This window comes from Pseudarthrobacter sp. LMD1-1-1.1 (assembly GCF_040676255.1).
Taxonomy (GTDB): domain Bacteria; phylum Actinomycetota; class Actinomycetes; order Actinomycetales; family Micrococcaceae; genus Arthrobacter.
Window position 1 is genome coordinate 595,602 of the sequence record NZ_JBEGHP010000023.1, and the last position, 9,730, is coordinate 605,331.

The window sequence follows — 9,730 nt, forward strand, 5'->3', positions numbered from 1 at the left end:
GTGGCTGAGCAAAAAACGGAGGCAACCAACGCAGGTGCCCTGTGGGGCGGCCGGTTCGCCGGCGGCCCCGCGGACGCCCTCGCGGCGCTGAGCAAGTCCACGCACTTCGACTGGCGGCTGGCCCGCTACGACATCGCCGGCTCCAAGGCGCACGCCCGCGTGCTGCACAAAGCCGGCCTGCTCGACGACGCGGAGCTCGAAGGCATGCTCGCGGCCCTGACGCAGCTGGACGAGGACGTGGCGTCCGGCGCCTACCTGCCGGCGGAGTCCGATGAGGACGTGCACGGTTCGCTGGAACGCGGCCTGATCGAGCGCGCCGGTGCCCAGCTGGGCGGCAAGCTCCGCGCCGGCCGGTCCCGCAACGACCAGGTGGCAACCCTGGGCCGGATGTTCCTGCGGGACCACGCCCGGATCATTGCCCGCGGTGTCCTGGCCACCGTGGACGCGCTGGTGGAGCAGGCCAAGGCGCACCATGGCGTTGCGATGCCGGGCCGCACCCACCTGCAGCACGCCCAGCCGGTCCTGCTCAGCCACCACCTCCTGGCCCACGCCTGGGCCCTGCTGCGCGACGTGCAGCGGCTCCAGGACTGGGACAAGCGGGCGGGTGTTTCGCCCTACGGTTCGGGCGCCCTGGCCGGCTCCTCGCTGGGGCTGGACCCGGAAGCGGTGGCGGCCGACCTTGGGTTCTTCTCCGCCGTGCACAACTCGATCGACGGCACCGCCTCCCGCGACGTCTTCGCCGAGTTCGCGTGGGTCTGCTCGATGATCGGCGTGGATCTGTCCCGGATCTCCGAGGAAGTCATCTTCTGGGCCACCAAGGAGTTCTCCTTCGTCACGCTGGATGATTCGTACTCCACGGGGTCCTCGATCATGCCGCAGAAGAAGAACCCGGATGTGGCCGAGCTGGCCCGCGGCAAGGCAGGGCGTTTGATCGGCAACCTGACCGGGCTGCTGGCCACGCTCAAGGGCCTGCCGCTGGCGTACAACCGCGACCTGCAGGAGGACAAGGAACCGGTGTTCGACGCCGCCGACACCCTGGAGCTGCTGCTCCCGGCCGTCTCCGGCATGATCGCCACCCTGAAATTCAACACGGAGCGGATGGAGTCCCTGGCGCCGCAGGGCTTCGCGCTGGCCACGGACATCGCCGAATGGCTGGTCCGCCAGGGCGTGCCGTTCCGCGAGGCCCACGAGCTGTCCGGTGCCGCCGTGAAGCAGGCGGAGTCCCGCGGCGTTGAGCTGTGGGACCTGACGGACGAAGAGTACGCCGCGATCTCGGAGCACCTGACCCCGGAGGTCCGGACCGTGCTGTCCACGGAGGGTTCGCTTAACAGCCGGAACTCCCAGGGCGGAACGGCGCCGGCCGCCGTGGAACGCCAGCTGGCTGCGCTGGAAGGCGAGCTTGCCGGCGTGCGGGAGTACGCCGGGTAGGAAACATTGTTGCCAAGGGCCCCGGGGCATGTTCCCCGGGGCCCTTGGCGTCTGTGGCTAGGCTGGGGCCATGAGCGAAACCTTCCGCAAGTTCCTTCGCACCCTGCCCGACTTCCCGTCCGACCTGCCCGGCTTCGACCCCGGCAACGCACCGCAGGACCCGGCCTTGCTCTTCAAGCAGTGGCTGGACGAGGCACTGGATGCGGGGGAGCAGCAGCCGCACGCGTTCAGCCTCGCCACGGTGGGGGAAAGCACCGACGGCGCCCCGCAGCCGTCCTCGCGGATGCTCATCCTGAAGAACATTGACGACGACGGCTGGCACTTCGCCACGTCCCGCACCTCCCGCAAGGGCCGCGAGCTGTCGGGGTCACCGCGCGCGGCGATGAACTTCTACTGGCCGGCACTGGGCCGCCAGGTACGGGTGGCGGGCACTGTGGTTGAGCTTTCCGCCGAAGCCTCCGCCGTCGACTGGCACGAGCGGCCCCGGGCCGACGGCAGCGACAACCCGGACTGGCAGCTCTACGCCCTCCAGCCGGCCGAAATCGAGTTCTGGCAGGCCAGCAACGACCGCCGGCACGTCCGCCACCGTGTCGGGCCGGACGGAAGCCCGCTGGACTGACTGCTCGGCTAGGCTAACCGCATGACGTCACCTTCCCCTGCCGCCCTCCTCGCTGAACTGCACAAAGCCGCGGACGCACTGACCGCTGCGGTGGACCGGATTCCGGCCGGCGGCGAAAGGGCCCCTTCCACCCTTCCCGGCTGGAGCCGCGGCCACCTCCTGGCCCACATCGCCGGAATCTGCAGCGCGCTGGCCCGCCAGGTGGAATACGGGCGGTCCGGCAGGACGGTGGAGCTGTACGACGGCGGCGTGGACGGCCGCAACCGGGCCATCGAGCTTGCCGCCGGCCACAGCCTGGAGGAGCACCGGAAGGACGTTGCGGCCGCGGTGCAGCGGGCACTGGCGGCCTTCGATGCGCTGGGGGAGGACGAATGGCAAACGCGCATCGCTTTCCGCGACGGCGTGATTTTCGACGCCGGTTTGGCGCTCTGGCGCGAGCTGGTCATCCACACCGCGGACCTGGACACCGGCGCGGGACCCGAGACCTGGAACAGGGCATTCTGCTCCCACCTCTTCGACTTCCTCGCCGCCCGCGTGCCGGCGGAAACCCGGCTGGTCCTGCAGCCCGTGGCACTCCCGCCGCTGACCCTCGGAACCGGCGGCAGCACCGTCGTCGTCAGCGGGATGGTGACGGACATCGCCGCGTGGCTCGCAGGCCGGCAGCCGTCGCTGGACAGCCTGCGGGCCACGGCCGCCGGGGACGGCACCGATCTTCCCGGCCTGATGCCCTGGCCGTCGGCGATGCCGGACCCCAAGTAGCCATTCGCGGGGAGTGAGTGGTCAGGCGGCCTCGCGGGCCAGCAGGCTCTCTTTGATGCGCAGGCCCCAGCGGAAACCGCCCAGCGAGCCGTCGGTCCGGATGACGCGGTGGCACGGCACGAACAGTGCAGCCGCGTTGAACGCGCAGGCACTGGCGGCGGCCCGCACGGCCCGCGGGTTGCCGGCCAGGGCGGCGTACTCCGAGTAGGTGACGGGTGAGCCCGGCCTGACCTGCCGCAGCACGTCCCAGGCGTGGGCACGGAACGGTCCGGACTGCTGGCGGACCGGCACCGCCATGGCCGGGGCGGGGTCACCGGCATAGAAGGCCTCCACGGCGGATGAGATCCCGCCAAGGTCCGTTACCTCTTCCACGGCGTCGGGCCGCAGCATTGGATGGACCTGGCCGGTCAGGTCCGCCAGGAAGGCCGTCCAGCCGGACGCAAGGACCACGCCATCCTGGGCGAGGACCGTAAACGGACCGTCCGGCGTGGACAGCTGCAGCAGTTGGGCTTTCATGGCGTCCCTTTCGCGGGAATGGTGGTTCTTGCGGCGGGCCGGGCGGCAGCGCGCCAGAGGTGCATGGTGGCGTAGGAGCGCCACGGGCTGGTCTCCCGGAAGTCCGGGCTCAAGGCGCTGGTCCCATTATCGAGGGCACGGATCCCGTTCCGCACGGCGGCGTCGTTGGCAAGGAAAATATCCGGGGCACCCAGGACCCGCATGGCGACGTACCCCACCGTCCAGGGCCCGACGCCGGGGAGCGGCAAAAGTGCCGCGGTGAGGCTTGGGAGGTCGTCGCCATAGCCGAAGTCCAGGCGGCCGCGGGCCATGGCCTCCGCAGCATGCAGCAGCGACTCGGTCCGGCGCCGGGGGCCGCGAAGCAGATGTCCTGCAGCAGCGATTTCCGCCGGAGTGGGAAACAGGCGGTCCAGGCCGTCGCCGGGGGCACTGGCAGGACTGCCCGCCGCGGACAAATGGGTCAAGGCTGTCCTGGCGGCCGCCACCGTGATCTGCTGGCCCACCATGGCCCGGATCAGCAGTTCCTGCGGATCCACCGCGCCCGGCAGGCGCATCCCCGGTGCGGAGGCAACGGAGCCGGCAAGCCTGGGATCGGCGGCGAGCGTGCCGTCGATCGCCTCCGGGTCCGCGTCCAGGTCGAACAGCCGGCGGACGCGGCTGAGCAGCGCCGGAAGGTCGCGAAGGTCCACCGCGCCGATGGTGAGGGTCAACGGCCGTTCCCGGGCCCCGTCGTCGTACTCCACCCTGAAGCGCGCGTCCCCGTGGGGGAGCCGCAGCGTCCGGGCATAGGAAGTGGGCGTGCCGTCCTCGACCCCGGGGATGGCGCGGACCGCCAGGAAGGAGAAGATGCCCGGATCGAAAGGCGGACGGTAGGGCAGGCCCAGGGTCAGGGCTGTGGCGCCGCCGCCGTTCACCGGATGGCGGACGGTCCTCCTGAGCGCCGTGGGCGTCATATCGAACACCTCGGCGATGGTCTCGTTGAACTGCCTGACGCTGCTGAAGCCTGCCGCAAAGGCGACGTCGGCGAGTTTCATCGATGTTGAAACCAGCAGGGTGCGGGCCGTCTGGGCCCGTGCGGCGCGGGCCAATGACAGGGGGCCGGCGCCAAGTTCCTGGCCGAGGATCCGGTTCAACTGGCGCGGCGAATACCCCAGCCGGGCGGCCAGGCCCGCCACGCCGTCGCGGTTGATCACGCCGTCGTTGATCAGGCGCATCGCCCGCCCCGCGATGTCCTGCCGCACGTTCCAGGCCGGGGTTCCGGGCACCGCCTCCGGCAGGCAGCGCTTGCAGGCGCGGTAGCCTGCCTCGTGTGCGGCGGCGGACGTCTCGTAGAACGTGACGTTGGAGGCCTTGGGGGTCCTGGCAGGGCACGACGGCCGGCAGTAGATCCCCGTGGTGCGGACGGCCGTAAAGAACTGGCCGTCGAACCGGGTATCGCGGGCATCGATTGCCCGGTAGCGCTGCCAGAAGTCCATTCCTCCATCCTGCCAGCCGCCGGCCACGGCTTCTAGCGGAAATCGGACATGGCCGTGGGCGTGCAGATCCACCCCGGACCCCTTTCCGGTGGCGGATGAAACCTGCGGGATCTGGGTAAGGTCAACTAATGAACCAAAGCGCTGGGGCAATGGCACAGCTGCGGGAATTCCTGTCCGCGGACGCCCGGGAACTCGCACCAAAGCTGCTCGGTGCCGTGCTCACCCATGAGTCCCGCGACGGTGCCGTGTCCGTCCGGCTCACCGAGGTGGAGGCCTATATGGGCCCCGAGGACTCCCTGCACCCGGACCCCGGCTCCCACACCTACCGCGGCCCCACGCCCCGCAACGCCCCCATGTTCGGCCCCGCCGGCCACCTCTACGTCTACTTCACCTATGGAATGCACCACTGCACCAACATCGTGTGCGGTCCGGCCGGCGTCGCGTCCGCCCTGCTGCTCCGGGCAGGGGAAGTGGTGGACGGGCTGCAGCTGGCCCGGCTGCGCCGTCCAACGTCCAAAACTCCTGCGGACCTTGCCAGCGGGCCGGCCCGCCTTGCCAAAGCGCTGGGATTGACGACGGCGGACAGCGGCCGCGACGCGCTCGCTCCGCCGTTCCGGCTCGAACTTCCGTCCGTTCCCGCCGGCGCGGTCAGTTCCGGTCCCCGGGTGGGGGTGGCCGGCGCCGGAGGCACGGACGAATACGCCTGGCGGTACTGGCTGACCGGCGACCCTACCGTGTCCAGATACAAGGCAGCGAAGCCGCGGACCCGGAAGCAGGCAGCGGAACCCCGGCCGGATGCAACGTTTCACCGGCGTTAACGGAAATGGTTGTAGAATGGACGGTCTGTCTTTTGCGATAGGGGAACGTTAATGCTTGACGCCGAATTGGCCCACGAACGGGAGTATGTAGCCGGCCTGTACGCCCGGCTGGAGGAACTCCGGGAGGAGAAGCGCCGCCAGTTGGCGCAGGTCCGTCGTGCCGGAGCCGTGGGCACCATGCAGAACGTTTCGGAGCGGGACGCGTTCGCAGCACTGTATGAGGACCGCCTGGCGCAGCTGGACGCCGTGGATGACCGGCTGGTTTTTGGCCGCCTGGACCTGGACTCCGGCGAAGCACAGTACATCGGCCGCATTGGCCTCACCACCGAGGACCTGCAGCGTCTCATGGTGGACTGGCGTGCCCCCGAGGCCGGGCACTTCTACCAGGCCACGGCCTTTGACCGGCAGGGCGTCCGCCGCCGCCGGCACCTGATCCTGCAGGGACGCGAGGTCAAGGCCATCGAGGACGATGTCCTGGACGCCGGGATGCTCACGGACGACGAATCGCTCCAGGGCGAAGGTGCCCTGCTGGCTGCCCTGAACTCCAAGCGGACCGGCCGCATGTCGGACATCGTCAGCACCATCCAGTCGGAGCAGGACCGGATCATCCGCTCCTCCATCTCCGGCGCCGTCGTGGTCCAGGGCGGACCCGGCACCGGCAAGACCGCAGTGGCCCTGCACCGCGCCGCCTACCTGCTCTATACCCACCGTGACCGGCTCAAGAGTGCCGGCGTGCTGCTGGTGGGGCCGTCGTCGTCGTTCATGAAGTACATCGAACGGGTGCTGCCGTCCCTGGGTGAGACCGGCGTGGTCATGGCTAGCCTTGGCCGCCTGATGCCCGGCATCCACGCCGTTCCGGAAACAGACGCCGACGTCGCCGCCATGAAGGGGCGGCTGGACATGGCCGCCATCGTGGCCAACGCCGTCTCCAACCGCATGCGCGTCCCCGCCCAGAACCGGATCCTCGAGGTCGACGGCCGCAAGCTGACCCTTACGCCCCGGCAGGTGCGCCGCGCGCGGGAACGCGCCCGCGCCACCGGAAAGCCGTACAACGAGGCCCGCGTAACGTTCGTGAAGATCCTGCTGCGCGAACTGACCGAGCAGATGACCGAGCTCGTCGAGGCCGGAAACATTGGCAACAACGCGGACCGCTCCTACCTGGCCGAGGACGTCCGGACCGCCCGGGACGTCCGGATCGCCCTGAACCTGTGCTGGATGCCCATGACGCCGGAGAAGCTCATCTCCGACCTCTTCAGCAAGCCGGAGGTGCTGGAGTTCTGCACCCCCCACCTGACCCCTGCCGAGCGGGCGCTGCTGCAGCGTCCGGCCGATGCGCCGTGGAGCGAGTCCGACGTCCCGCTGCTGGATGAGGCCGCCGAGCTGCTTGGGGAGCTGGACCCGGCCGCCGGACGCGGGCTGGCCCAGCAGGAGCACGACCGTGCCCGGGACCTCGCCAACGCAAAGCAGACCCTGGTCAACATGGAGGCCGCCGGCGTCGATCCGTTGATGTCCGCAGAGGAGCTGGCGGAGCAGAACCGGGAGCAGGAAGCCCGGCAGACGGCAGCCGAACGCGCAACGAGCGACCGCACGTGGGCGTTCGGGCACATCGTCGTGGATGAGGCCCAGGAGCTTTCGCCCATGCAATGGCGTCTGCTGGTGCGCCGCTGCCCGTTGAAGTCCTTCACTATCGTGGGCGACATTGCCCAGACCAGCTCCGTTGCCGGGGCCAATTCCTGGCAGGGGGCGCTGGCCCCGATGTTCGGCGACCGCTGGCAGCTGGAGGAGCTGACCGTCAACTACCGCACCCCGTCCCAGATCGCCGAGGCCGCCGTTAGGATGGCCAACGCCGCGGGCCTGGTGGTCTCCGCACCCAAGGCCGTCCGCGAGGGCCGCTGGGCCCCCATCATCGACGAGGTGCCCGCCGGCGGCATCGTGGACCGGCTGGTGGAGGTCCTTCCGGAGGAGCTTGCGGCGCTCGACGGCGGCCTGCTCGCCGTGATTGCCGACGGTGACCTCCTGCCCCAGGCAACGGCGGCCCTCCGTGCCGTATACGGCCGCAGGATCGGCACCGGGGCCGGCAGCTACGAGCAGGACATCGTGGTCATCAGCCCGCGTGAGGCAAAGGGCCTGGAGTTCGACGGCGTGGTGGTCCTGGAACCCTCCGTGATGCTCAACCACGAACACGGCAAAGTGGGGGACCTGTACGTCGCCATGACCCGCGCCACGCAGAGGCTGCGGCTGATCGCGGCGCAACCGGTCCCCGCCGGTATTGCCGGCTGACGGGGCAATCGGCGTTACTGCTAACTTAGGAAGCGTGCCAGAACTGAACATCCTCGAACCGCAGCGCAACGACCCCACTTTCGCCAATATTTGGCAGGAACTGAAGTGGCGTGGGCTGGTCCATGTTTCCACCGATGAAGCGGAGCTCGAAAAGCTGCTCGCCAACGGGCCGGTCACGTACTATTGCGGCTTCGACCCCACCGCGCCGAGCCTGCACCTGGGCAATCTGGTCCAGCTCCTGGTCATGCGGCGGCTTCAGCTGGCAGGGCACAAGCCCCTCGGCCTGGTGGGCGGGTCCACCGGCATGATCGGGGACCCGCGTCCGACGGCGGAACGCACCTTGAACACCAAGGACACGGTGGCGGAGTGGGTTGGCTACCTCCAGGCCCAGGTGCAGCGCTTCCTCAGCTTCGAGGGGGACAACGCTGCCAGGATGGTGAACAACCTGGACTGGACGGCGCCGCTGAGCGCCATCGACTTCCTGCGTGAAGTGGGCAAGCACTTCCGCGTGGGCACCATGCTGCGCAAGGACGCCGTGGCATCCCGGTTGAACTCCGATGAAGGCATCAGCTACACCGAGTTCAGCTACCAGATCCTGCAGGGCATGGACTACCTGCAGCTTTACCGCGACTACGGCTGCGTCCTGCAGACCGGCGGCTCGGACCAGTGGGGCAACCTCACCAGCGGTACGGAATTGATCCGGAAGGTGGAGGGCAAGAGCGTCCACGCCCTGGGGACCCCGCTCATCACCAACTCTGACGGAACCAAGTTCGGCAAGAGCGAGGGCAACGCCATCTGGCTCGATGCCGGCATGTGCAGCCCGTATGCGTTCTACCAGTTCTGGCTCAACACTGCGGACGCGGACGTGGTGGACCGGCTCAAGGTGTTCACCTTCCTGACCCGCGCGGAGATTGAAGAGATTGCCGTTTCGGTGGCGGAGCGTCCGTTTGCCCGTGAGGGTCAGCGGAAGCTTGCCTTCGAAGTGACCTCGTTGGTGCACGGCGTTGACGCCACCGAAAAGGTCATCGCAGCTTCGGCGGCGCTCTTCGGCAACGGCGATTTGGCCGCATTGGACAAGGCAACCCTGCAGGCTGCAACGTCCGAACTTCCTTCCACCACAGTGCAGGTGGATGAGATGGGGATTGTGGACCTGCTGGTGGCGTCCGGTCTTTCCGAAAGCAAGTCCGCCGCACGCCGGACCGTGGGTGAAGGCGGAGCCTACGTGAACAACGAGAAAGTCTCGGATCCTGAAGCTGTGATCTCCGAGTCGGAGCTCCTGCATGGCCAGTACCTGCTCCTGCGCCGGGGCAAGAAGAACCTGGCGACAGTGGAAGTACTGGTCCCGTAACCGCGGGAGCGCAACCTACCACCTGCACGCCCCTCGGCGGCCGATTTGCGCGGCCGCGGAGGGGCGTGTATTGTTTTCTGAGTCGCCGCCGCTGAGTGGTGACAAACCCCCAACTGATATTGAGAAGCAATTGTCGGCCATGCGGTGCATGGAACGAAGAATGCTTCCCATTTTGCTGGGCGGATTCATTCCGCAGAGTGAATTCCGGGAAAACAACCGGATTTGCAAAAGCGAATATGAATGAAATAAGATAAAAACATCGCAGCGAAGAAATACGGAAAAGAAATTCTTTTTTGAATTGTTCCGGGAATACTCGAATGTGTCTGTTGTTTGAGAACTCAATAGTGTGCCAAGTTTGTCGATACCGATTATGTATGTAATTGGTTGAATTTGCCGAATCGTGCCGCCCCTGTGGTGTGGTTTGGTGTTTTTAGCTGGTTTCAAATTTTGTGCAGCCATTATGACCGTTATTTCCGGTGGTTTTGGT

General features: G+C 67.9%; 9 protein-coding genes. 6 read left to right on the forward strand and 3 right to left on the reverse strand.

Annotated elements, in window-relative coordinates:
- The 3 genes from argH to MRBLMD1_RS16325 all read left to right on the forward strand — a co-directional run bounded on the left by argH (window position 1) and on the right by MRBLMD1_RS16325 (window position 2,806).
- Window positions 1-1,428 carry an argininosuccinate lyase gene (argH, locus tag MRBLMD1_RS16315; protein WP_159632295.1) on the forward strand — a complete coding sequence of 476 codons (1,428 nt, stop codon included), beginning with the start codon at window positions 1-3 and terminating at the stop codon, window positions 1,426-1,428.
- A gap of 70 nt (window positions 1,429-1,498) precedes the next feature.
- Window positions 1,499-2,047, forward strand: coding sequence for a pyridoxine/pyridoxamine 5'-phosphate oxidase (locus tag MRBLMD1_RS16320; RefSeq protein ID WP_364401429.1), 549 nt, complete (start codon window positions 1,499-1,501; stop codon window positions 2,045-2,047).
- Between the two features lie 21 nt (window positions 2,048-2,068).
- Window positions 2,069-2,806 carry a maleylpyruvate isomerase family mycothiol-dependent enzyme gene (locus tag MRBLMD1_RS16325; protein WP_159632293.1) on the forward strand — a complete coding sequence of 246 codons (738 nt, stop codon included), beginning with the start codon at window positions 2,069-2,071 and terminating at the stop codon, window positions 2,804-2,806.
- Window positions 2,807-2,827: 21 nt separating this feature from the next.
- Here the strand turns inward: MRBLMD1_RS16325 and MRBLMD1_RS16330 are convergent, their stop codons facing one another.
- Window positions 2,828-3,322 (reverse strand): methylated-DNA--[protein]-cysteine S-methyltransferase, encoded by a 495-nt coding sequence (locus MRBLMD1_RS16330; RefSeq protein ID WP_364401433.1) that lies wholly within the window; start codon window positions 3,320-3,322, stop codon window positions 2,828-2,830.
- Window positions 3,319-4,797: an AlkA N-terminal domain-containing protein gene (locus MRBLMD1_RS16335; protein WP_364401436.1), complete on the reverse strand. Its 1,479-nt coding sequence runs from the start codon at window positions 4,795-4,797 to the stop codon at window positions 3,319-3,321. Before MRBLMD1_RS16335 ends, MRBLMD1_RS16330 begins: the two co-directional genes overlap by 4 nt.
- A 128-nt stretch (window positions 4,798-4,925) precedes the next feature.
- On the opposite strand from MRBLMD1_RS16335, the gene MRBLMD1_RS16340 reads away from it, so the two are divergent.
- From MRBLMD1_RS16340 to tyrS, 3 genes are read left to right on the forward strand one after another with little or no spacing between them, the layout of a single operon-like run.
- On the forward strand, window positions 4,926-5,615 hold the full coding sequence (locus MRBLMD1_RS16340; protein ID WP_224025639.1) for a DNA-3-methyladenine glycosylase: 690 nt from the start codon (window positions 4,926-4,928) through the stop codon (window positions 5,613-5,615).
- Between the two features lie 51 nt (window positions 5,616-5,666).
- Window positions 5,667-7,895, forward strand: a complete 2,229-nt coding sequence (locus MRBLMD1_RS16345) for a HelD family protein (protein ID WP_224025640.1) — start codon at window positions 5,667-5,669, stop codon at window positions 7,893-7,895.
- Window positions 7,896-7,929: 34 nt separating this feature from the next.
- Window positions 7,930-9,243: a tyrosine--tRNA ligase gene (tyrS, locus tag MRBLMD1_RS16350; protein ID WP_159632288.1), complete on the forward strand. Its 1,314-nt coding sequence runs from the start codon at window positions 7,930-7,932 to the stop codon at window positions 9,241-9,243.
- 15 nt (window positions 9,244-9,258) lie between these two features.
- Here the strand turns inward: tyrS and MRBLMD1_RS16355 are convergent.
- On the reverse strand, window positions 9,259-9,730 hold a 472-nt coding region (locus tag MRBLMD1_RS16355), incomplete at its 5' end, for a hypothetical protein (RefSeq protein WP_364401440.1).